The organism is Janthinobacterium sp. JF4 (assembly GCF_059617925.1).
Genome location: NZ_JCAQAV010000001.1, coordinates 1 through 20,614 on the forward strand (window position 1 = coordinate 1; position 20,614 = coordinate 20,614).

The 20,614-nt window shown below is 66.0% G+C and carries 19 protein-coding genes and 1 pseudogene; 11 read left to right on the forward strand and 9 right to left on the reverse strand.

All coding sequences use genetic code 11. From position 1 onward, the window contains the following. Positions 1-101 precede the first annotated feature (101 nt). Positions 102-635: an ankyrin repeat domain-containing protein gene (locus AC54AF_RS00005; RefSeq protein ID WP_496634355.1), complete on the reverse strand. Its 534-nt coding sequence runs from the start codon at positions 633-635 to the stop codon at positions 102-104. A gap of 39 nt (positions 636-674) precedes the next feature. Next, positions 675-1,874 (reverse strand): YbfB/YjiJ family MFS transporter, encoded by a 1,200-nt coding sequence (locus AC54AF_RS00010; protein WP_496634356.1) that lies wholly within the window; start codon positions 1,872-1,874, stop codon positions 675-677. A 301-nt stretch (positions 1,875-2,175) separates the two neighbouring features. On the opposite strand from AC54AF_RS00010, the gene AC54AF_RS00015 reads away from it, so the two are divergent. The 4 genes from AC54AF_RS00015 to AC54AF_RS00030 all read left to right on the forward strand — a co-directional run bounded on the left by AC54AF_RS00015 (position 2,176) and on the right by AC54AF_RS00030 (position 4,482). Beyond that, positions 2,176-2,850 carry a CsgG/HfaB family protein gene (locus tag AC54AF_RS00015; protein ID WP_071077629.1) on the forward strand — a complete coding sequence of 225 codons (675 nt, stop codon included), beginning with the start codon at positions 2,176-2,178 and terminating at the stop codon, positions 2,848-2,850. An 8-nt stretch (positions 2,851-2,858) separates the two neighbouring features. After that, positions 2,859-3,227 (forward strand): DUF4810 domain-containing protein, encoded by a 369-nt coding sequence (locus tag AC54AF_RS00020; RefSeq protein WP_496634358.1) that lies wholly within the window; start codon positions 2,859-2,861, stop codon positions 3,225-3,227. Then, positions 3,224-3,886, forward strand: a complete 663-nt coding sequence (locus tag AC54AF_RS00025; RefSeq protein ID WP_034788080.1) for a DUF799 domain-containing protein — start codon at positions 3,224-3,226, stop codon at positions 3,884-3,886. Before AC54AF_RS00020 ends, AC54AF_RS00025 begins: the two co-directional genes overlap by 4 nt. Positions 3,887-4,059: 173 nt before the next feature. After that, complete coding sequence (locus AC54AF_RS00030; protein ID WP_496634360.1) at positions 4,060-4,482, forward strand: hypothetical protein; 423 nt, start codon at positions 4,060-4,062, stop codon at positions 4,480-4,482. Between the two features lie 44 nt (positions 4,483-4,526). On the opposite strand, the gene AC54AF_RS00035 is transcribed toward AC54AF_RS00030, so the two are convergent. Together AC54AF_RS00035 and AC54AF_RS00040 are read right to left on the reverse strand one after the other, a co-directional pair. After that, positions 4,527-4,844 carry an SIP domain-containing protein gene (locus AC54AF_RS00035; RefSeq protein WP_496634362.1) on the reverse strand — a complete coding sequence of 106 codons (318 nt, stop codon included), beginning with the start codon at positions 4,842-4,844 and terminating at the stop codon, positions 4,527-4,529. Between the two features lie 173 nt (positions 4,845-5,017). Then, positions 5,018-5,425, reverse strand: a pseudogene (locus tag AC54AF_RS00040) (siderophore-interacting protein); the annotation flags it as partial. A gap of 78 nt (positions 5,426-5,503) precedes the next feature. Here AC54AF_RS00040 and AC54AF_RS00045 point away from each other — a divergent pair. Both AC54AF_RS00045 and AC54AF_RS00050 read left to right on the forward strand, forming a co-directional pair. Then, on the forward strand, positions 5,504-6,169 hold the full coding sequence (locus AC54AF_RS00045; RefSeq protein ID WP_496634364.1) for a response regulator transcription factor: 666 nt from the start codon (positions 5,504-5,506) through the stop codon (positions 6,167-6,169). Next, entirely contained in the window at positions 6,163-7,473 is a 1,311-nt protein-coding gene (locus AC54AF_RS00050; RefSeq protein ID WP_496634366.1) for an ATP-binding protein, read from the forward strand. The genes AC54AF_RS00045 and AC54AF_RS00050 overlap by 7 nt, the downstream gene beginning before the upstream one ends. 56 nt (positions 7,474-7,529) lie before the next feature. Here AC54AF_RS00050 and AC54AF_RS00055 read toward each other — a convergent pair whose 3' ends face one another. Together AC54AF_RS00055 and AC54AF_RS00060 are read right to left on the reverse strand one after the other, a co-directional pair. Next, positions 7,530-8,168 carry an NAD(P)H-dependent oxidoreductase gene (locus tag AC54AF_RS00055; RefSeq protein WP_496634368.1) on the reverse strand — a complete coding sequence of 213 codons (639 nt, stop codon included), beginning with the start codon at positions 8,166-8,168 and terminating at the stop codon, positions 7,530-7,532. Positions 8,169-8,289: 121 nt separating this feature from the next. Next, positions 8,290-9,288 (reverse strand): aldo/keto reductase, encoded by a 999-nt coding sequence (locus AC54AF_RS00060; RefSeq protein WP_496634370.1) that lies wholly within the window; start codon positions 9,286-9,288, stop codon positions 8,290-8,292. Positions 9,289-9,387: 99 nt separating this feature from the next. Between AC54AF_RS00060 and AC54AF_RS00065 the strand changes: the two genes are divergently transcribed. Then, a complete protein-coding gene (locus AC54AF_RS00065; protein ID WP_496634372.1) occupies positions 9,388-10,278 on the forward strand; it encodes a LysR family transcriptional regulator in 891 nt (296 codons plus the stop codon). Here AC54AF_RS00065 and AC54AF_RS00070 read toward each other — a convergent pair whose 3' ends face one another. Together AC54AF_RS00070 and AC54AF_RS00075 are read right to left on the reverse strand one after the other, a co-directional pair. Continuing rightward, complete coding sequence (locus AC54AF_RS00070; protein WP_496634374.1) at positions 10,279-11,364, reverse strand: ATP-binding protein; 1,086 nt, start codon at positions 11,362-11,364, stop codon at positions 10,279-10,281. Continuing rightward, positions 11,364-12,113 (reverse strand): response regulator, encoded by a 750-nt coding sequence (locus AC54AF_RS00075; RefSeq protein ID WP_131688761.1) that lies wholly within the window; start codon positions 12,111-12,113, stop codon positions 11,364-11,366. Before AC54AF_RS00075 ends, AC54AF_RS00070 begins: the two co-directional genes overlap by 1 nt. A gap of 163 nt (positions 12,114-12,276) precedes the next feature. Here AC54AF_RS00075 and AC54AF_RS00080 point away from each other — a divergent pair, with 163 nt between their 5' ends. The 3 genes from AC54AF_RS00080 to AC54AF_RS00090 are packed head-to-tail and all read left to right on the forward strand — an operon-like array spanning position 12,277 to position 17,966. After that, positions 12,277-13,413 carry an efflux RND transporter periplasmic adaptor subunit gene (locus AC54AF_RS00080; protein ID WP_496634376.1) on the forward strand — a complete coding sequence of 379 codons (1,137 nt, stop codon included), beginning with the start codon at positions 12,277-12,279 and terminating at the stop codon, positions 13,411-13,413. Between the two features lie 33 nt (positions 13,414-13,446). After that, the gene (locus AC54AF_RS00085; protein ID WP_496634377.1) at positions 13,447-16,593 is read left to right on the forward strand and encodes a multidrug efflux RND transporter permease subunit; all 3,147 of its coding nucleotides are present in this window, start codon (positions 13,447-13,449) and stop codon (positions 16,591-16,593) included. Further along, on the forward strand, positions 16,593-17,966 hold the full coding sequence (locus tag AC54AF_RS00090) for an efflux transporter outer membrane subunit (RefSeq protein ID WP_496634378.1): 1,374 nt from the start codon (positions 16,593-16,595) through the stop codon (positions 17,964-17,966). The genes AC54AF_RS00085 and AC54AF_RS00090 overlap by 1 nt, the downstream gene beginning before the upstream one ends. 13 nt (positions 17,967-17,979) lie before the next feature. Here the strand turns inward: AC54AF_RS00090 and AC54AF_RS00095 are convergent, their stop codons facing one another. Then, on the reverse strand, positions 17,980-18,549 hold the full coding sequence (locus AC54AF_RS00095; protein WP_496634380.1) for an Hcp family type VI secretion system effector: 570 nt from the start codon (positions 18,547-18,549) through the stop codon (positions 17,980-17,982). Positions 18,550-18,891: 342 nt separating this feature from the next. Here AC54AF_RS00095 and AC54AF_RS00100 point away from each other — a divergent pair, with 342 nt between their 5' ends. Continuing rightward, a complete protein-coding gene (locus tag AC54AF_RS00100; RefSeq protein WP_496634382.1) occupies positions 18,892-20,529 on the forward strand; it encodes a DUF4394 domain-containing protein in 1,638 nt (545 codons plus the stop codon). The last annotated feature ends 85 nt before the right edge of the window (positions 20,530-20,614 follow it).

Here is a 20,614-nt window from a genome sequence, read left to right on the forward strand (position 1 = left end):
TGGTGAGTATGCAGAGTCAGACAGCACTGCCAAGAGAAGATTCCGGCATTTCCCCCATTTACCGAGGACAGAGCCATTTTTGAAGCTCTTGGCAGCGTCAGCTATGCCGTCTGCCCCAAGCTGGCCAGACGGCCCAGCGTCTCTTGCGCATGCATGGACTTGGCCAGCGAGACGGCGGTCATGCCGCGGCTGTCCACGGCATCGATGCGGGCGCCGTGCTGCAGCAGCAGGTCGAGGATGGGCAGGCGGTTGAACATGGCGGCCATCATCAACGGTGTCTTGCCATCGGGACTGTTGCCTTCCACCTTGGCGCCGTGCCGCAGCAGCAGTTCGGCGATGTCCAGGTAGCCTTTGTAGGCCACGCCGGCCAGCGGCGTCTGGCCCTGGTCGTTGGGGACGTTGGCGTCGGCGCCCGCTGCGAGCAGCAGGCGCGACGTTTCCAGGTGGCCATGGTAGCTGGCAAGCATGATCAGGCTGTCGCCTTTTTCGTTGCGGAAGTTGACTGGCACGCCGTGGGCCACCATGGCGCCCAGTTGCTGCGTGTCGCCTTCGCGCACCAGGGCGAACAGGCCCTGGATGAATTCCAAGGTTTCGGCATCCATCGTTGCGGGGATTTTTCGTGCATCGGTGTTCATCGTGTTCTTTCCGCGAAGGTGGGCGATGCCTGTAGTCTACTATGCGGCTGGCGCCAGCGCTTTTTGCCGCGCCGCCAGCGCGGCGCCGATGAAGAGGGCGATGGCCGAGGCGATCAAGCCCCGTTCCAGGCCGGCCGGGCCGTCGGCGATCCAGCCGACGACGATGGGGCCGACGATCTGGCCCAGCGCGAATACCGTCGTGTAGGCGCTGATGCCGGCCGTCCAGGATTGCTGCGGCAGGTTATGCCGCACCAGGGCCGTGGTCGACGCCACCACCGACAGGAAAACGGCGCCAAACACCAGACCGGAGAGGAATACGACGGGGACAAAGCTCGTCAGCGCGGGCAGGATGGTCACCGCGCCAAGCACGCCATTCAATATCGCCAGCGATTCGCCGCCCCGGTAGCGGTCCAGCATGCGCGCCCAGATGCGCGACGACGCCACCACTGCCAGGCCCAATAAAGTGTAGAACACGGTGACCAGGGTGGGCGGCATGCCTTGCTGCTTGAGCAGGGCGATGACGAAGGTCATGTAGCCGATGTAGCCAACGCCGAACATGAAATAGCCGGCCAGGCTGGGGAAAAAATCGCGCCAGGCGAAAGGCCGCGGCGTGTCGAGGGCGCGCGGCGCTTCGCCGATCGCTTTGGCCGGCAAGGCCATGATGGCGGTGGCGAGCAGGCAGGCGATGCCCAGTGCCAGCCAGGGCCATTGCCACGCATGCGCGGCGCCGTGCTCCTGGGCGGACGTCAACGCGGCCGGCACCAGCAGGGCCGACAGCGCAATGCCAAAACCCGTGCCGCCGTAATACAGGCCGATGTAGAAGCCGGCGCGCTGGCTGTGCATGGAACCGAGCCGCGCCGCCAGCACGCCGCCGGCGATGAACATGAAGGCGCTGGCCACGCCCGCGCACACGCGCTGCAGGAACAGGGTGGCCGTGTCGCTGACGAGGCCCGACATCAGCATGAAGAGGCTGGCCAGCACGGAACCGATGATCAGCAAACGCCACACGCCCAGGCGGCGCATCAGCGCTGGCGTGGCCAGGGCGCCGAGAAAATAGCCGAGCGCATTGAAGGTGTTCATGGCCCCGGCCAGCAGGTAGGACCAGCCCAGGTCGGCACGCATGGGCGGCAGCAGCATGCCATAGGAAAAGCGCGACAGGCCCAGAGCGACGGCCGCGCCCAGCGAGAGCGCCAGCGCCGTGGCCAGCGGATGGGGCGGGGATTGATCGTGTATCGGCATGGCCTGGAGACCCGTCTATGTGAGAAGCGTGGAGCTGGCGCCGGGGTGGGGCAGGCCGGCGGGCGAAGTCCGTGAGGGACAGTGGCACAGGGCGCTGACTGCACGCTTTTTTACTACCAAGTTAATGAATTGGCCCTGGGAAGTCAAGCATGTATGGCGCTGGCAATCATGCAATCCTCGCCATCGTTACTTTTGGAGAGAATTGTGAGACATGCAATCCCATATAATTCCAATTAGGAAATTAACTTGCCTAAAATCAATTTCGCAGGTTGCTCCTGATCCTCCATATCTTAAGGGCACTATGAACAAGAATAAACCCGGCGCGTTGTTGATTGCAGCGCTGATTGGCGCGGCGTTGGCTGGCTGCGCTTCCGAATCGTCGCAAGCCCTGGCTGTTCCCACGGTCGCCAGTGCAGCCCGTCCCTACGTTGGTCCACGTACGCTGATCGCTGTCGGTAAATTCGACAACCGCTCGAATTTCATGCGCGGCATCTTTTCCGATGGCGTCGACCGCCTGGGCAGCCAGTCGAAAACGATCCTGATTGCGCACCTGCAGACGTCCAACCGTTTCAACGTGCTCGACCGCGACAACATGGCGGAACTCAAGCAAGAAGCCGAGTTCAAGAAGCAAGGCCAGAACATCAAGGGCGCCGATTTCGTCGTCACGGGCGACGTGACCGAATTCGGCCGCAAGGAAGTGGGCGACAAGCAATTGTTCGGCATCATGGGCCGCGGCAAGACGCAAGTGGCCTATGCCAAGGTCACCTTGAACGTCGTCAACATCGCCACCTCGGAAGTCGTGTACTCGGCTGGCGGCGCTGGCGAATACAGCCTGTCGAACCGTGAAGTGCTGGGCTTTGGCGGCACCGCCAGCTATGACGCCACCCTCAACGGCAAGGTGCTGGACCTGGCCATGCGCGAAGCGGTCGAGCGCCTGGTCGCTGGCGTCGAAGCGGGCGCACTGCGCAAACAATAAGGTATTCCATGAAAACAATGATGAACAAGGGCGCAGCCCTGCTGGCGATGCTCGCCTGTGCCGCCCTGACCGGTTGCGCCACGCAATCGAAGACCCTGTACCAATGGGAAGGCTACCAGCCGCAAGTGTACGAATACCTGAAGGGTGAAAGTCCCGAGCAGCAGATCGCCGCCATGGAAAAAGACCTGCAAGTGATCGCTGCGAAGGGCAACCATGCGCCACCGGGTTTCCATGCCCACCTGGGCATGCTGTACTCGATCACGGGCAAGCCGGAGCAGGTCGCCGCGCAGTTCGAAGACGAGAAAAAACTGTTCCCGGAATCGACGCCATACATGGACTTCCTGTTGGGTAAATTGAAAAAAGGCGAGAAATTATGATGTCGCGCATGTTGAAAATGGCCCTGTGCCTGGGCCCCGCCATCTTCATGGTCGGTTGCGCCACCAAGCAGGCGGCATACGATTACACCGCTTTCAAGGCGGCCAAGCCCCGCTCGATCGTGGTCTTGCCACCGCTGAACAACTCGCCGGAAGTCAATGCCGGCAACAGCGTCTACGCGCAAGTGACCTATCCGCTGGCCGAAGCGGGCTACTATGTGCTGCCGGTGGCCGTGGTCGGCGAAACCTTCAAGCAGAACGGCTTGACGAACGCCGCCGATATCCACGGCGTCGATGCGAAGAAGCTCAACGAGATCTTTGGCGCCGATGCAGGGCTGTATGTGACGATTTCCAAGTACGGCACGACCTATGCCGTGATCGACAGCGTGACGGTGGTCTCTGTCGATGCCAAGCTGGTCGACCTGAAGACGGGCGCCTTGCTGTGGCAGGGCGCGGCCAGCGCGTCCAGCAACGAAGGCAACAACAGCGGTGGCGGCGGCCTGGTCGGCATGCTGGTGACGGCGGCGGTCAAGCAGATCATCAACACCAGCACCGATGCGAGCCATCCGCTGGCTGGCACGGCGAATGCGCGCATGCTGTCGGCCGGCGTGCCGAACGGCCTGTTGTACGGCCCCCGTTCGGAACGCTACCTGGCGCAGTAATCGTCCGGTAACACCCCGCACAAGCCCTGCATCAGGCAGGGCCTGTTGCGGGCAGTGCCAGGCGAGCGCCGCCCATCGTTTGCAGTGATGACCAGCGCCAGAGGAAATCGCGGACTCGTCGTCCGGCGCTGCTTTTTCTTGAGTCCGGGCAGAGCCAGAGCAGGGAGCAAACGATGAAGATACAAATCAACTTCAGCTACAACGTGGAATCGGACGAGATGCGAGGCAAGACCGCGCTGGTGTTCCTGAAACCGCAGAAGCCGCAGAGCAATTACCAGATTTCTGCCTGGCAAGTGTTGAATGGCGTGCCTGGCCCCGCCGAATCGTTCGTCTACGACCAGCACATCCCGCTCGACATGCGCAGCCATGGCGCCGGCGATAACATGAAGATGACGTCGGAGCGCCAGTCACAGCAACCTCAGGCCGGTCTCACGCCGCAGCAGGGCGGCGTGATCACCAAGACCAATCCCTTTATCCAGTTCGACAGCGACTACTACGTCAACGCCAGGCCCGTCGTGACTATGCAATATGTCGATGCGCACTCGGCCACGGCCACCGAAGGGGACGTGACCTTGGACCGCAACCAGGATCGGTAAGAGATTGACTGCAGCGCCAGCGAAAGCGCGGGTACTGGCGCTGCTCACACGTCGATGGCCAGGTCGTCGAAGTCGGCCAGGGTGCCGCCCTTGGCGATCAGCTGTTCGACACTTTGCCGGCGGCGCAGGTCGACATCGGTATTGCTGACGCCCCGTTTCCAATAGCCCGCCACCAGCAATTGCTCCTTGTCCAGGCCCGCCCTGACGCGAAAATGCTGGCGGATGGCGCGCATTTCGTCGCGCTCGCCGGCGCCCCAGATGGCATATTCCTGCGGCTTGGCCAGTGCCCTGGCCTGGTCTGCCAGCGGACCATCCGGCGCCACACACGCGCTGCCCAGGCGCTGCAATACGAGTCCAGGCACGCTGGGCAGCTCGTCATCGCTGGCGCGTCATCCGTCACCACCCAGCCGATGCCAGTCGTGCTGGCGGGCCATTGTTTCAACATGGCATACAGGGCGGGAATGCCTGTCTCGTCGAGGAAGAGGGCGATTTTCTTCTCTTTTCCGCCTGCAACGGTGAATTGCGGACGCGGCCCCGTCAGCCGGAACGCATCGCCCGTGCGCAGGCTGGCGCCCCAGCGCATCATCGGACTGGCATGGACATGCAGCACGATATCGAAGGTAAAGGCGGCCGCGGCCGCGTCGTAGCTGCGCACCGTGTAGATGCGCGAGGCGCCGCCATACGCCGGCCCGTCGAGATGGATGCGGAAGGCCACGTTGGGCAGCGCCCAGTTCGCATCGCCTCCCGGCTGCGCCAGGCGTGCCGTGACGCGCAGCACGCTGGGGACGGGGCGTTCGATGGCGCTGACGACGGCCGTGACGTCATGCAGGCCGCGGTCATGCTCGGCGTCGCGCAAGGCAGGCGTTCGGCCGCTGGTCGCACGGACGTGTGTTGCCATGTGGGCCAGCTCCTTTGCGATCCCTCCTGGCGTGCGTGCTGGCATCCGCTCTGGCCGGTGCAGCGATGGAGCGCCGCTTACGGGAGTAAGATGATGGTATTTTCAAGACTGTGAGGGGCCCAGGTGCGCGTATTGCTGGTGGAAGACGATCCGATGATCGGGGAAAGCCTGGTCGAAGGCTTGCGCGGCGAGTGCTATGCCGTGGACTGGGTGCGCGACGGCCGCGATGCGGAGCTGGCGCTGGCCGGTTTCGCCTACGACCTGATGCTGCTGGACCTGGGCTTGCCCGGCAAGGAGGGCATGGAGGTGCTGCGCGCCATGCGCGCGCGGGGCGCCGAGTTGCCCGTGCTGATCATCACGGCGCGCGACGGCACGCCGGCCCGCGTGGATGGGCTCGACAGCGGCGCCGACGATTATCTGGTCAAGCCGTTCGACCTCGACGAGTTGCTGGCGCGCATCCGCGCGCTGCTGCGGCGCCGGGTCAGCCGTTCTCGCTCCGTCATCGAGCATGGCGCGCTGATCCTGGACCTGGCCAGCCATGAGGTCACGTTCGAGGGGGAACTGATCAAGCTGCCGCCGCGCGAGTTTTCCGTGCTGCGCGCCTTGCTCGACCATCCGGGCAAGGTGGTGTCGAAGCGCCAGCTGAGCGAAAAGCTGTACGGCTGGGATTGCGAAGTGGAAAGCAATACCGTCGACGTGTACGTGTACCAGCTGCGCAAGAAGCTGGGCGCGGATGCGATCCAGACCGTGCGCGGCGTGGGCTACAAGATGCGGCTGGCGCCATGTTGAGCATCCGCCGCCAGTTGCTGCTCGGTTTGCTGGCCGCCACCTTGCTGTGCGTGCTCGGCGCCGGTATTTCGCTGTTCCGCTCGCTGCTGGAAGAAACCAATGAGCTGGCCGATTTGCAGCTGCGCCAGTTGGCCGTGGCCTTGCCCGACGAACTGGCGCCGCAGACGGGCCTGGCCGCCGCGCAAGAACCGGAAGAAGCGTTCGTGCTGCAGGCGTGGGACGACGGTGGCCAGCCATTGCCCGTCCTGCAGGGCCAGCCGGCATTGCCGCGCTATGCGCTGGCCGGCTTTGCCGATGTCGTGCTGCACGGCGAGGACTGGCGCCTGTACGGCGAGACGCGGCGCGGCCGCTACGTGCAGGTGGCGCAGGCGCAGGCCGTGCGCGACCAGCTGGCCTGGCAGATGACCATGCGCGCCGGCGCGCCTCTGCTGGTGTTCGCGCTGGTGCTGGCACTGCTGATCGTCGTCGTCGTGAGGCGCGCGCTGGCGCCGCTGCACCGCCTGGCCGAATCCGTGGCGGGCCGTTCGCCCGATGCGCTCACGCCGCTGGCGGCGGACGATATGCCGCCCGAACTGCGGCCCGTGGCGCTGGCGCTGAATAGCTTGATGGGGCAGTTCGAGGCGGCGCTGACGGCGCAGCGCACCTTTGTTGCCGATGCGGCGCATGAATTGCGCTCGCCGCTGACGGCGCTGAAACTGCAACTGCAGGTGGCCGAGCGGGCCGCCAGCGAGGACGAACGCCGCGTGGCGCTGGCGCGGCTGCATGAGCGACTGGACCGCAGCACGCACCTGGTGCGGCAACTGCTCAGCCTGGCGCGCCACGAAACGGCGTTGACTTCCAGCCAGCTGCGCACGGTGGACCTGGGACAGTTGCTGGAAGCGGCAGTGGCCGACCACAGCGCGCTGGCCGACAGCCGCGCGATCGACCTGGGCGTGGTGGAACCGCCGCCGGCCAGGGTGCTGGTGCAGGCCGATCCCGACGGCTTGCAAGTGTTGCTGAATAACCTGATCGACAACGCCTTGCGCTACACGCAGCAGGGCGGCAGGGTCGATTTGCAGGCGGCGGTGGAAGAGGGCAGGCCCCTGCTGCGCGTGTCCGACAACGGCCCCGGCGTGCCGCGCCAGCACCATGCGCGCCTGTTCGACCGCTTCTTCCGTCCCGATGGCAACGACGCCTGGGGCTGCGGCCTGGGCCTGTCCATCGTGCGCCACATCGCCGAGCATCACCAGGCCGACATCGCGCTGGCCGAAGGGGCAGCGGGGCGTGGCCTGCAAGTGACGGTGCGCTTTCCGCAAGCGGCCTGAATGCAAAAAAGCGGATGCCGGTGAGGGCATCCGCTTTTCAATCACGGGCGCGGCGCTTACGCCAGCTCGGTGATGAATTGCGCGCGCGCAGGGCGCACTTTTTTCAGGTCCACCAGCCAGTCGCCTTCATCGGCGCGGTAGCCCAGCGGCAGCATGACGACGGAGCGCAGGCCTTTTTCGCGCAGCTTCAGGATGTCATCGACCTTGGCCGGGTCAAACCCTTCCATCGGCGTTGAATCGACCTTTTCCTGCGCCGCGGCGATCAGGGCCGTGCCCACGCCGATGTACGCCTGGCGCGCCGCGTGCTGGTAGTTGGTTTCCGCATCGCGCTGCGGATACGTGGCCAGGATCTGCTGACGGTACGCTTCCCAGCCTTCATTCTTGAAGCCGCGCACGGTATTGACCAGGTCAAAGCGCGCGTTGATGCGTTCGACCGTGTAATTGTCCCAGGCGGCAAACACCAGCAAATGCGAGGCATCCGTCACCTGCGACTGGTTCCATGCATGCGGCTTGATCTGCTCGCGCAGGGCCGGATTCGTCACGACGAAGACTTCGTAAGGATGCAGCCCGCTGGAGCTGGCCGTCAGGCGCACGGCTTCCAGGATGCGCTCGACCTTGTCTTGCGGCACCACTTTACTGGGGTCCATCTTCTTGGTGGCGTAACGCCATTGCAGTGTTTCGAGCAAATCGGACATGTAAATCCCTTTCATAATGAATAGTTCAGATTGGAAATGATAGCGGATTCAGGCATTTCAAGTGCAAAGGGCAAAAGAAGCTGTATTGCGTACTCAAGTTAGCGCACTCAAGCACTGTTGTCTACAGGCCAACCATGGCAAGCTCATGCTGCGGGTGGCGCGCCCCTTGCACGCTGGCAGGCGCGATGGCGGCGCCGATGGCGGCCAGCTCGCTTGCGCTCAAGGCAATTTGCGCGGCGGCCACGTTCTCTTCCAGGTGCGCCAGGCTGCGGGCGCCGGGAATCGGCACGATGTTCGTATCTTGCGCCAGCAGCCAGGCCAGGGCCAGCTGGGCCGCCGTGGCGCCGCGCGCCGCCGCCAGGCGCTGCAGCTCGGCCACCATGTTCGCGTTGGCGGCCATCGCCTGCGGCTGGAAGCGGGGCAGGCTGTGGCGGTAGTCGTCTGGCGCCAGTGCGGCGCCGGACGTGAGCTGGCCCGTCAGGAAACCGCGGCCCAGCGGGCTGTAGGGGACGAAGCCGATGCCCAGTTCACGGCAGACGGGCAGCACTTCCGCTTCCACGTCGCGGCTCCACAGCGAGTATTCGGACTGCACCACCGCGATCGGATGCACGGCATGGGCGCGGCGCACGGTGGCGGCCGACACTTCCGACAGCCCCAGGTGGCGCACCTTGCCCGCTTGCTCCAACTCGGCCATCACGCCCACCACCTCTTCGACGGGCACGGCGGGGTCCATGCGGTGCTGGTACAGCAGGTCGATGCACTCGACGCCGAGCCGGGACAGCGAGCCGTCCACCGCCTGTCGGATGTGCTCGGGGCGGCTGTCGACGCCCGCCATGCGCTCCACGCCCTGGCCATGGGGCAAGATATTGAAGCCGAACTTGGTGGCGATGTTGACCTTGCCGCGCAATTGCTTCAGGGCGCGGCCCACCAGTTCCTCGTTGGCGTAGGGGCCGTAGACTTCCGCCGTATCGATCAGGGTCACGCCCAGTTCGACGGCGCGGTGCAGCACGCGCAGCGATGCCGCCTCGTCCGCGCCGCCGTAGGCAAAGCTCATGCCCATGCAACCCAGGCCGATGGGCGCGACGCGCAAGCCGGAGTTTCCCAGTGTTCTGTGTTCCATTTTCATTCCTTTTCAAAAAAAGATGCAAGGAGTATGGAGGAAGCAACTGCATGCGATAAGATGCCTAATCCTGCATGTATTACTGAATCTTACTCATGAATGATGGCTGACCTGAATGAATTGACGGCCTTTGCCGCCGTCGCCCGCCTGCGCAGCTTCCGCAAGGCGGCGCTGGAGCGTGGCGTGTCCGCTTCCGCCCTCAGCCATGCGCTGCGCGCGCTGGAAGAGCGCCTCGGCGTGCGTCTGCTGAACCGCACCACGCGCAGCGTCACGCCGACCGCGGCGGGGCAGCTGCTGCTGGCCCGCCTGGCGCCGGCCATGCGCGAAATCGATGATGCCCTGCTCGATCTGAGCGCCTTGCAGGATGTACCCGCAGGCAGGCTGCGCCTGAACGTGCCCCGTCCGGCCGCGCGGCTGCTGCTGGCGCCCATGCTGGCGCGCTTTGTCGCGCGCTATCCGCGCGTGCAGGTGGAACTGGTCACCGATGACGGCATGATCGATATCGTGCGCGACGGTTTTGACGCAGGCATCCGCTTTGGCGAGCAGGTGGCGGCCGACATGATCGCCGTGCCCGTGGGCGCGCCGCAACCGTTCGTCGTGGTGGCGTCGCCCGCCTACCTGGCGGCGCATGGGGCGCCGGCCACGCCGCGCGCGCTGCTGGCGCATGCCTGCATAGGCCGGCGTTTTCCCAGCGGACGCCAGTATGCGTGGGAGTTCGAGCTGGAGGGCGAAGCCGTCAGCATCGCCGTCGGCGGGCCGGTGGTGTTTGACGACGATGCACTGATGCTGCGCGCTGCCCGCGATGGCGCGGGACTGGCGTATGTGTACGAGGCCGATGCGCGCGCCGATATCGCGGCGGGACGCCTGGCGTGCGTGCTGGAGCGCTGCCTGCCGCCGCCGTCCCGTTACTTCCTGTACTACCCGAGCCGGCGGCAGATGCCGGCCGTCCTGCGCGCCTTTGTCGACATGCTGCGCGCGCCGTCCGCGTAGTCAGCCGGCGGGTGGCGGGGCCGTATGCTCGACCGGCCACTTGACGGTGAACAGGCTGCCGCCCGCCTTGCCGCGGGTGCAGACGGCGCTGCCGCCATGCGCGCGCGCGATGGCTTCGACCACGGCCAGGCCCAGGCCGCTGCCCGCGTTCAGGTCGACCCTGGCGCTGTCGCCGCGGCGGAACGCTTCGAACACGTGCGGCGCCAGTTCCTCCGCAATGCCGGGGCCCGCATCCTCGACGCTCAGGTAGTACTGGCCGGCCTGCACGCGGGTGCGCACGCGCAGCAGGCCCGGATGCGCATAGCGGCGCGCATTGTCGAGCAGCGCCAGCACGATTTGCCGGATGCGCGCCGCGTCGCAGCAGACGGGGTGGTCGGACAGGTGCAATTGCAGGGTAAAGCCGGCCGCTTCCATCTCCTGCGCCAGCAGGCGGCCCACTTCCTCGATCTCCAGGGTCAGGTCCGTCCACGCCATGCGCAGCTGCATGTGGCCGCTGTCGGCCAGGCTCAGGGTGCGCAAATCCTCGATCAGGCGGCCCAGGTCCTCGACTTGCGCCAGCAGGCTGGAAAACGGCACTTCCTCGGGTTTGAAGACGCCATCGACGACGCCTTGCAAGGTGCCGCGCAGGATCGTCACGGGCGTGCGCAGTTCGTGCGCGATGGCCGCATTCCACGTTTCGCTTTCCTTGGCACCGCGCTGCAGGCGCTCGGCCATGCTGTTGAAATCGTCGACCAGCATGGCTGTCTCGCCCAGGCTGCGGTCGCCCGCGAAGGCGCGCGCGGACAGGTCGCCATGCGCCACGCGGCGCACGCTGTCCATCACGGAATTGATCGGTTTCAAGATGCGCGCGGCCAGCTTGATGGCGAAAAAGGCGGCCAGGCCCAGGCCGAAGATGGTGATGGCGAAGATCCACAGCCACTCGACGGTGCTGGGCGACCAGTCGTCCGGCTCGGACAACATGCCGGGATCGATCTTGAAGGCGACGGCGAAGAAAATCCAGGAACCGATCCAGATGATCAGGATGCTGCACACCATCAGCACCGACATCGACAGCACGATTTGCCGGTTCAGGCCCGTGAAGCGCATCAGGCGTCGCTTTCCAGGCGGTAGCCCACGCCGCGCAGGCTGGCCGGCATGTTCATCACGCCCGCTTCTTCCAGCTTCTTGCGCAGCTTGCTGACGTGGCTGTCCACCGTGCGTTCCAGCGAATTGCTCTCGGGCATGCACGACTCCAGCAATTCCATCCGGCTGCAGACGCGCCGCGGCGTGCGCGCCAGGTGGGCCAGCAGGCGGAACTCCGTCAGGGTCAGGCTCAAAGGCACGGGCGCGCCGTCGCGCAGCACGCTGGCCATATACGTTTCCTGGTCGATCTCGATGGGGCCGCAGCGCAGGCGCTGGCCGCCCACCGGATGGTGGCGCACGCGCGAGCGGCGCAGCACGGCAGCCACGCGCGCCACCACTTCGGCCGGATTGAAGGGCTTGATGATGTAGTCGTCGGCGCCCACGCGCAGGGCGGCCAGCTTGTCCGCATCCTGGTCGCGCGCCGTCAGCATGATGACGGGCGTCTCGCCGCGCCGCCGCACTTCCGTCAGCACGCCCCAGCCATCGACACGGGGCATTTGCACGTCGAGCAGCAGCAGGTCAGGCGCCAGCGCCAGGTGCTGCTGCAGCGCCTCCTGGCCATCGTGCGCGAAGGCCGTGCGGTAGCCGTCGCGCTCCAGGTAACCGGCGAGGATGCGGGCGATTTGCGGTTCATCTTCGGCGATCAGGACGAGGGCGGAAGGGGGCGTGGTGGCAAGGAAGGAGGGCTGGCTGGCGCTGTGATGATAGTTCATGCAAATAGTCTAGCATTCTTCGCGCTCTCCATCGAATCTCCACATTTCTTTGACGGAACATCCACGCAAGGCTTTTATCCTGCGTATATCTGTCGACCGGACCGCCGGTTGGGATCCGCCATAGAGAAAAGTTATGCCAGTCAAGTACCTCCCAAGGAAAAACATGTTGATCGCCGCAGCACTGCTCAGCCTTGCCGCCTGTTCCAAACCCGCGCCGGAAGAGGGCGCCGCGCCGGCCGCCGCCGTCACGGTGCTCAAGCTGCAAGCGGCCCCCGTCGTCCTCAGCGATGAATTGCCGGGCAGGGTGGCGGCCTTCCGCACGGCCGACATCCGCCCGCAAGTAGGCGGCATCGTGCTGCGCCGCCAGTTCGAGCAGGGCGCCGACGTGCAGGCGGGGCAGAAGCTGTTCCAGCTCAATCCAGCGCCATTCCAGGCGGACGTCGATTCGGCCGCCGCCGCCCTGCAGCATGCGGTGGCCACGGCGAAGCGCGCCAGCAGCCAGGCCGACAGGTTGAAACCGCTGGTGGAGGCGGACGCCATCAGCCGCCAGGCGTATGACGACGCCGTGGCCCAGCGCGAGCAAGCCGTGGCCACCGTGGCGCAGGCGCGCGCCAGTCTGGCCCGGCGCCGCCTGGACCTGGCCTTTGCCAGCATCGAGGCGCCCATTGCCGGGCGCATCGGCTCCGAACTGGTGACGGAAGGCGCGCTCGTGGGCCTGGCCGATGCGGCGCCGATGGCGCGCATCCAGCAGATCGACAAGGTCTACGTCGACGTGCGCCAGCCGGCCGCCGCGCTGGCCGCGCTGCGCGCCGCAGGTTCGGACAGCAGCGGCGGCGCGGACAAGCTGCCCGTCACCATTTTAGGTGCGGACGGCCAGCCGCATCCCGTCACGGGCCGCATCCTGTTCTCCGGCATCAGCGTCGATGCGGGCACGGGCGACGCCGTCATCCGCGTGCTGGTCGACAATCCGCAGCGCCAGCTGCTGCCGGGCATGTTCGTGCGCGCCCGCATCGCCCGCGCCGTGCAGGCGAATGGCGTGCTCGTGCCGCAGCAAGCCGTCCTGCGCGCCAGCGATGGCCAGGCCCAGGCCTGGGTGCTCGATGGCACGAACAAAGTAAGTCTTAAACCCATTAGCGTGGGCGACGTGGTCGAGCACCAGTACGTGGTCAACGGCGGCTTGAAGGCCGGCGACACCGTCGTCATCGAAGGCCAGGAACGCCTGCAGCCGGGCGCCACGGCCGCGCCGCAAGCGTGGAAGCCAGCTGTCGTGGCAGCGGCGGCTGCCGCCAAGGCCCGTTGATGCACACTTTGAATACAATGAAAGCCTAAGCACATGCCTCAATTTTTCATCAACCGCCCCGTTTTTGCGTGGGTGGTGGCGGTCTTCATCGTCCTGTTCGGACTGATCGCCATACCGCAATTGCCGATTGCGCGCTTCCCTTCGGTGGCGCCGCCCAGCGTCAGCATCAGCGCCAACTACCCAGGCGCCACGCCGCAAACCATGAACGATTCCGTGGTGGGCCTGATCGAACGCGAACTGTCGGGCGTCAAGCACCTGCTGTATTTCGAGTCGTCCACCGATACGTCGGGTTCGGCCTCGATCACCGTCACCTTCCAGCCCGGCACGAATCCGGAAATGGCGCAGGTGGACGTGCAGAACCGCCTGAAAGCCATCGAGCCGCGCCTGCCGCAAGCCGTGCGGCAAAACGGCTTGACGGTGGAGTCGGCGTCGTCCGGCTTCTTGATGATCGTCAGCCTGATTTCCGAGCAAGGCCAGCACGACGAAGTGGCGCTGGGCGACTACCTGGCGCGCAACGTGACGGAAGAACTGCGCCGCATTCCCGGCGTGGGCAAGGTGCAGCTGTTCGGCTCCGAGCGGGCCATGCGCATCTGGGTCGATCCGGCCAAGCTGGTGTCGTACAACATCGCCATGGGCGAGCTGACGGCCGCCATCGCGCAGCAAAATGCGCAGATCGCCCCGGGCCGCCTGGGCGACTCGCCCGCCGTACACGGCCAGCGCGTCACCATTCCGCTGACGGTGCAGGGCCAGCTGCAAACGCCGGCCGAATTTGCCGCCATCGTGCTGCGCGCGAATGCCGACGGCTCGAAAGTGACCATCGGCGACGTGGCGAAAGTGTCGCTGGGCGCGCAAAGCTTCAATTTCAGCATCCGCGAAAACGGGCAAGCGGCTTCCGGCGCCGCCATCATGCTCTCGCCCGGCGCCAACGCCGTGCAGACGGCGGCCGCCGTGCGCGCGCGCATGGCCGAACTGGCGCACACCATGCCGGCCGGGATCAAGTACTCGGTACCGTTCGACACGGCGCCGTTCGTGAAGATCTCGATCGAAAAGGTCATCGTCACGCTGTTGGAGGCGATGGTGCTGGTGTTCCTCGTCATGTATCTGTTCCTGCAAAAGATACGCTATACGCTGATTCCCGCCATCGTCGCGCCGATCGCCTTGATGGGCACCTTTACGGTGATGCTGCTGGCCGGCTATTCCGTCAACGTGCTGACCATGTTCGGCATGGTGCTGGCCATCGGCATCATCGTCGACGATGCCATCGTCGTGGTGGAGGCCGTCGAGCGCCTGATGGCCACCGAAGGCTTGTCGCCGAAGGAGGCGACGTCGAAAGCCATGCGCGAAATCACCGGTGCCGTCGTCGGCATCACGCTGGTGCTGACGGCCGTGTTCATCCCGATGGCGCTGGCCAGCGGTTCCGTGGGCGCGATCTACCGCCAGTTCACCCTGGCCATGGCCGTGTCGATCCTGTTCTCGGCGTTCTTGGCACTCACCCTGACGCCGGCCCTGTGCGCCACCATGTTGAAACCGATTGGCCCGCACGATCACGACAAGAAGGGTTTTTTCCTGTGGTTCGACCGCCAGTTCGACCGCATGACGGCGCGCTACGAGAAGGGCGTGGTGGCGATGCTGAAACGCGCGGGCCGTTCGATGCTGGTGTACGGCGCCATCGTCGCGGCGCTGGGCGTGGCCTTCCTGCAGCTGCCGTCGGCCTTCCTGCCGGAAGAAGACCAGGGCTACTTCATCACCTCGATCCAGCTGCCGTCCGACGCCACCATGGAGCGCACGCTCGATGTCGTCAAACTGTACGAGCAGCATGTGGCCACGCGGCCCGGCATCGAAGTGAATCAGTCGATCCTCGGCTTCAGCTTTTCCGGCGCGGGGCCGAATGCGGGCCTGGCGTTCACCATGCTGAAGGACTGGAAGGAGCGCAACGGCGCCACGGCGCAGGAAGAAGTGGCGCTGGCGCAGGCGGCCATGGCGCAGGCGAAGGAGGGCGTGATCATGAGCCTGATGCCGCCCGCCATCGATGAACTGGGCAACTCGTCCGGCTTTTCCCTGCGCCTGCAAGACCGCGCCAGCCAGGGTGTCGCTGCCTTGCAGGCGGCGCAGAACCAGCTGCTGGGCCTGGCCGCGCAAAGCAGCAAGGTGGCGGGCGTGTATCCGGACGGCTTGCCGCCGGGCGCCAGCGTGCGCCTCGATATCGACCGCACCAAGGCCGAGGCATTGGGCGTGTCATTTACGGCCATTGCCGACATGCTGACGGCAGCCATGGGCTCGACCTATGTCAACGATTTCCCGAATGCCGGCCGCATGCAGCAGGTGATCATCCAGGCCGATGCGCCGTCGCGCATGCAGTTGAACGACGTGCTGGCCCTGCGCATCCGCAATAACGCGGGCGGCATGGTGGCCCTGGGCGAGCTGGTGCGCCCCGTGTGGAGCGAGTCGCCGCTGCAACTGGTGCGTTACCAGGGTTATCCGGCGGCGCGCATTTCGGGCAGCGCGGCGCCCGGCGTATCGAGCGGCGACGCCATGCTGGAAATGGAGCGGCTCGTGAAACAGCTGCCGCCGGGCTTCGCGCTGGCGTGGACGGGGCAGTCGCTGCAAGAGAAGGAATCGGCGTCGCAGGCGCCCATGCTGATGGCGCTGTCGATGCTGGTGGTCTTCCTCGTGCTGGCGGCCCTGTATGAAAGCTGGTCGATTCCCGTCTCCGTGATGCTGGTGGTGCCGCTGGGCCTGCTGGGCGCCGTGCTGGCCGTGATGTTGCGCGGCATGCCGAACGACGTGTTCTTCAAGGTGGGCATGATCACGATCATCGGCCTGTCGGCGAAGAATGCGATTCTGATCGTCGAATATGCGCGCCAGCTGCAGGCGCAGGGCAAGGGGCTGGTCGAGGCGACGGTGGAAGCGGCCCGCTTGCGTTTGCGTCCGATCCTGATGACGTCCTTGGCCTTCGCGCTGGGCGTGGTGCCGCTGATGCTGGCCACGGGCGCCAGCGCCGAAACGCAGCATGCGATCGGCACGGGCGTATTCGGCGGCATGATCACCGCCACCGTGCTGGCCGTGTTTTTCGTGCCCGTGTTCTTTGTCGTGGTGCTGGGCGCCGTCGACAAGGCAGGCAGCTATTTCAAGAAACGCAATCATCATACTGCGGTTAAAGCGGTGGAAGGAGAGTTGTAATGCGTTGGATATTTATCACGCCGCTGGCCGCGCTGGCCTTGTCGGCCTGCTCCCTGACGCCGCCGCTGGTCAAGCCGGCGCCGCCTATCCCTGCTGCCTATGCGGAGGCCGTTGCGCCAGGCACGGCCGACACTGCGGCCGACCTGGGCTGGCGCCAGATGCTGCTCGATGCGCGCCTGCAGCGCCTGGTCGGTATTGCCCTGGAAAACAACCGCGACTTGCGCGTGGCGTCCCTCAACGTGGAAGCCGTGCGGGCCCAGTACCAGATCCAGGATGCGGGCCGCTACCCGGCCATCGGCGCGAACGCGGGCGGCGGGCGCCAGCGCGGCGCCGATGCCAAGGTTCAAAACACGTTCACGGCAGGCATCGCCATGAGCGCGTTCGAGATCGACCTGTTCGGCCGCCTGCGTTCCTTGTCGGACGCGGCGTTTGCCCGCTACCTGGCCACGCAGCAGGGCCAGCGCGCCGCGCACATGGCCCTGATCGGCGGCGTGGCCGACGCATATCTGGAACTGCGGCTGGCCGAGGAACAGCTGGCGCTGGCGCGGCAAACCCTGGCCGACTGGCGCCAGGCATTGCTGCTGACGCAGCGCCTGCACGGCGCGCAACAGGGCAGCGGCCTGGACGTGGCGCAAGCGCAAGGGCAGGCGGCCACGGCGGAAGCGGACGTGCAGGCCCGCGAACGGGCCGGTGCCTTGGCGCGCAACAACCTGGAACTGCTGCTGGGCGCGCCGCTGCCCGCCGACCTGCCTGCTGGCCGCGCGCTCGATGGCCAGCCCGTGCTGACGCAGCTGCCGCCAGGCTTGCCGTCGGACTTGCTGGCGCGTCGTCCCGACATCCTGCAAGCGGAATACGCGCTGGTGGCGGCGAATGCGGAAATCGGCGCCGCCCGCGCCGCCTTCTTCCCGCGCCTGTCGTTGACGGCGCAGCTGGGCTTGGCCAGTCCGGAGCTCGGCGACCTGTTCCGCGGCAGCGCGCGCAGCTGGTCGTTCGCGCCGCAAGTGACGCAGCCCCTGTTCCAGGGCGGCCAGCTGCGCGCGGAACTGCAACTGTCGCGCCTGCGCAAGGATGTGGCCGTGCTGCAGTACGAGCAGGCGATCCAGGCGGCCTTCCGCGAGGTGCGCGACGGTCTGGCCGGCAGCGCCACGTATGCGCAGCAGATCGCCGCGCAAGAGCGCGTGGTGACGGCGGCGCGGCAGCGCCAGCGGCTGTCGCAGCTGCGCTACGATGCGGGCCAGGACAGCCGCCTGGAATTGCTCGACGCGCAGCGCCAGTCTTACGCGGCCCAGCAAACCCTGCTCGACGTGCGGCGCGACCAGTTCAAGTCGTCCGTGGCCCTGTACAAGGCGCTGGGGGGAGGGCTGCAGGAGTAGGGGGCTTGTGGGCTCAGCCCGTAAAGGCGCTGATCGGCCGGTTGCGCGCCAGGCTCCAGCCCGTCGTGTGCTGGGGCGCGGGCTGGCCGTCCGCCTGCTGCACGCTGTGGCTCCAGAGGATTTCCGTAAAGCTCAGCTTGAACTGTTCGGTGGGCATGTCGTCGGGATGGGTTTGCAGCTGAATTTCGCTGATCAGGGCGTCGCGCAGGGCAATGGTGATGACGTTGGCCGTCTTGCTGCCCGAATGACGGGCGATGTACAGCTTGGTTGGCTGTGCCGCACCCCTGCCCAATGGCTCGGCGCGCAGGCACAGTTCATACAGCTTGACGGACGTCTGGTCGACATATTTCACACAGGTAAATTCCGTGATCACGGGCCGCCCGGACGTGCGCGCCGAATTGCTGACGTCCGTCGTCACTTGCTGCTTCATGCCCTGGTGCAGCGAGACCAGCTCGATGCATGGGCCCATGCCCTGCAGCGCAGCGGCGTCGCGCCAGATGGCGTCGATGCCGGCGTTGCCACCGTCCGGCGCCTTGCCGAACACGAGTTCCGGGTTGCCGGGTTCCAGCAAAATCAAATCCATGACGCGCTCCTCCGCTTGATGTCAGGCGCCGCCTTGCGACAGGCAATCCCTTGAGCCGATGTGGCCGGGTCCAGCCTGCCGCGCTGCACGATGGCCACCCGCACGTCGGCTTCGCCCATGTTGTTGGTCTGATAGATGCGCGCCACTTTTCCTGATCCCTGTTTCCATCGTGCCTGCGACTATACACCGATTAAGTTGCTTAAAGACAATCACAAACGGCGGCGGGAACACTTTTTTTGTGCTACTGCATCCAAACGCGGGCACGGCGCGTAGTACAGGGGTGCGCTCGCCGCGATCGCGGCATCAGCGGCACTTCCACTCATTCTTACAGGGGCCACGACCATGCCAACCTTGCCATTCGCCAAGCTGCTGCTTGTTTCCGCCGTCGCCATATCGCTCGCCGCTTGCGGCGGCGATGACCATGATGATGTCGTCGTCGCGCCACCGCCGCCCGTGGTGGTGGCCGGCGACGTCTTCGTGCTCACCGCCAGCAACAAGCTGCTGTCGTTCGACCGCGCCACCCCAGCCACCATCCGCACCACGGCCAGCGTGACGGGCCTGCAGGCCGGCGAAAGCCTGCTGGGCATCGATTTCCGGCCGGCCGATGGCCAGCTGTATGGCGTCGGCAGCACGGGCCGCATCTACGTGCTGAATGGCGTGACGGGCGCGGCCACCCTGAAAGCGAGCCTGGCGGCCGATGCGGGCGACGCGACGGCGCCCTACACGGCGCTGGCCGGCACGCAATTCGGCGTCGATTTCAACCCTGTCGCCGACCGCTTGCGCATCGTCAGCAACACGGGGCAAAGCCTGCGCATCAATGCCGACACGGGCGCCACCACGACGGATGGCAGCATCAACGGCGGCGCGGCCAGCACCGCCATCACGGCCGCCGCTTATACCAACAGCTTCGCCGGCACGGCCAGCACCACTTTATTTGTCATCGACGCGGCCAACGCCACCCTGTACACGCAAAATCCGCCCAACGACGGCACCCTGGCCAGTGCCGTGCCGCTGGGCGTGGCGGCGACCAGCGTGGCCGGCTTCGACATCGATGCGCGCACGAATACGGGCTACGCCGTCATGACGGTGGCCGGCGCGCGCAAGCTGTACACCCTGAACCTGGCCGCAGCCACGGCGCCGGCGACCCTGGTGGCGGCCATCGGCGTGACGGAAGAATTGCTCGGCATCGCCCTGACGCCGCCGGCCGCGCCCGTCGCCTACGGCCTGACGGATGATGGCCGCATCGTTACCTTCAAGCCGGCCACGCCAAACATGCTCGATGCCAACGTGGCCGTCACGGGCTTGGCGGCGGGCGAGCGCCTGCTGGGCTTTGACATCCGTCCCAAGGATGGCTTGCTGTACGGCATTTCCTCGGCGGCGCGCCTCGTCAGCATCGACCCGGTCACGGGCGCTGTCAGCGTCAAGGCGACCTTGGCGGCCGACGCGGCGGACGTCACCGCGCCGTACACGGCGATTGCCGGCACGGCGTTCGGCGTGGATTTCAACCCCGTCGCCGACCGCCTGCGCGTGATCGGCAACACGGGGCAAAGCCTGCGCATCAATGTCGACACGGGCGCCACCACCACCGATGGCGCCATCAACCGGGCGGGCGCCTCACCCGTCGTCACGGCGGCGGCCTATACCAACAGCTTTGCGGGCACGGCGGCGACCATGCTGTTCGATATCGACACGGCCAGCGCTTCGCTCGCCCTGCAAAATCCGCCCAATGACGGCACTCTGGTCAACGTCGGGCTGCTGGGCGTGGCGGTGGCGGGCGACGCGGGCTTCGATATTGCGGGAGGCGCGAACGGGCTGGCGCTGGCGGCCTTGCGCACGTCAGCCGGCGGCCCCAGCTCGCTGTACCGCATCGACCGGGCGACGGGCGCGGCGGTGCTGAGCGGCGGCGCGGCCACGCCGGCCGCCTCCATCATCGGCAATGGCGCCGTGGGACTGGCCGATCTCGCCATCGCGCTCAAGTAGGGAAATGCGCCGCAGCTTCGCATTCATTCAATCATTCCAGCATTGCGGAAATATTGTTGAGATACGCAGGCTGCGGCGCATGGTG

Excerpts from the sequence above, each read along its gene's own strand:
- AC54AF_RS00095 (WP_496634380.1), bottom strand. The coding sequence starts at position 18,549 with ATGGATTTGATTTTGCTGGAACCCGGCAACCCGGAACTCGTGTTCGGC.
- AC54AF_RS00025 (WP_034788080.1), top strand. The coding sequence starts at position 3,224 with ATGATGTCGCGCATGTTGAAAATGGCCCTGTGCCTGGGCCCCGCCATC.
- AC54AF_RS00100 (WP_496634382.1), top strand. The coding sequence starts at position 18,892 with ATGCCAACCTTGCCATTCGCCAAGCTGCTGCTTGTTTCCGCCGTCGCC.
- AC54AF_RS00020 (WP_496634358.1), top strand. The coding sequence starts at position 2,859 with ATGAAAACAATGATGAACAAGGGCGCAGCCCTGCTGGCGATGCTCGCC.
- AC54AF_RS00030 (WP_496634360.1), top strand. The coding sequence starts at position 4,060 with ATGAAGATACAAATCAACTTCAGCTACAACGTGGAATCGGACGAGATG.
- AC54AF_RS00060 (WP_496634370.1), bottom strand. The coding sequence starts at position 9,288 with ATGGAACACAGAACACTGGGAAACTCCGGCTTGCGCGTCGCGCCCATC.
- AC54AF_RS00080 (WP_496634376.1), top strand. The coding sequence starts at position 12,277 with ATGTTGATCGCCGCAGCACTGCTCAGCCTTGCCGCCTGTTCCAAACCC.
- AC54AF_RS00075 (WP_131688761.1), bottom strand. The coding sequence starts at position 12,113 with ATGAACTATCATCACAGCGCCAGCCAGCCCTCCTTCCTTGCCACCACG.
- AC54AF_RS00070 (WP_496634374.1), bottom strand. The coding sequence starts at position 11,364 with ATGCGCTTCACGGGCCTGAACCGGCAAATCGTGCTGTCGATGTCGGTG.
- AC54AF_RS00050 (WP_496634366.1), top strand. The coding sequence starts at position 6,163 with ATGTTGAGCATCCGCCGCCAGTTGCTGCTCGGTTTGCTGGCCGCCACC.
- AC54AF_RS00055 (WP_496634368.1), bottom strand. The coding sequence starts at position 8,168 with ATGTCCGATTTGCTCGAAACACTGCAATGGCGTTACGCCACCAAGAAG.
- AC54AF_RS00005 (WP_496634355.1), bottom strand. The coding sequence starts at position 635 with ATGAACACCGATGCACGAAAAATCCCCGCAACGATGGATGCCGAAACC.
- AC54AF_RS00015 (WP_071077629.1), top strand. The coding sequence starts at position 2,176 with ATGAACAAGAATAAACCCGGCGCGTTGTTGATTGCAGCGCTGATTGGC.
- AC54AF_RS00065 (WP_496634372.1), top strand. The coding sequence starts at position 9,388 with ATGATGGCTGACCTGAATGAATTGACGGCCTTTGCCGCCGTCGCCCGC.
- AC54AF_RS00085 (WP_496634377.1), top strand. The coding sequence starts at position 13,447 with ATGCCTCAATTTTTCATCAACCGCCCCGTTTTTGCGTGGGTGGTGGCG.
- AC54AF_RS00090 (WP_496634378.1), top strand. The coding sequence starts at position 16,593 with ATGCGTTGGATATTTATCACGCCGCTGGCCGCGCTGGCCTTGTCGGCC.
- AC54AF_RS00010 (WP_496634356.1), bottom strand. The coding sequence starts at position 1,874 with ATGCCGATACACGATCAATCCCCGCCCCATCCGCTGGCCACGGCGCTG.